A 398-nucleotide genomic window follows, 5' to 3' on the forward strand; every position below is an offset into this window, starting at 1 on the left:
GTAGCCTGATGGCCTACTTACTGTACCCGGATCCTCAGGGAACGCTACAGGAATACTACTCCTTCAAGTACTATCCCAGTGCTATCTCAGTACTATCTCAGAACTATCTCAATACTTCCTTTTGGAATAAAAACGCTTTTAGTTGGGCCGGCCAGCTATTTATTAATTCACAACAAAAATCTAAAAAAATGGCAACAATCACGACAACAACAACTTCCAATGGGGTAACAGCTGACAGGATCAAAAATGATCCGGCCTTTGAACGTACCCGCGAGAACGCCGCGGAGTTTGGCCGCGCCGGAAAAGCAGCTAAATTTCTGCGTTCGATCTTCCGGGATGTAACCATCAATGCGAAGGACAAGATCACCCAGGCGCGCCTGGTGAAGGTAACCTCGCGC

General features: G+C 47.5%; 1 protein-coding gene. It reads left to right on the top strand.

Features of this window, described 5'->3' with window-relative positions:
* Positions 1-188: 188 nt before the first annotated feature.
* The coding region (locus tag A4R26_RS34625) for a hypothetical protein (RefSeq protein WP_207625749.1) at positions 189-398 on the top strand (210 nt) is incomplete at its 3' end.

Origin of the sequence: Niastella populi (genome assembly GCF_002078015.1) — a bacterium.
Taxonomy (GTDB): domain Bacteria; phylum Bacteroidota; class Bacteroidia; order Chitinophagales; family Chitinophagaceae; genus Niastella; species Niastella populi.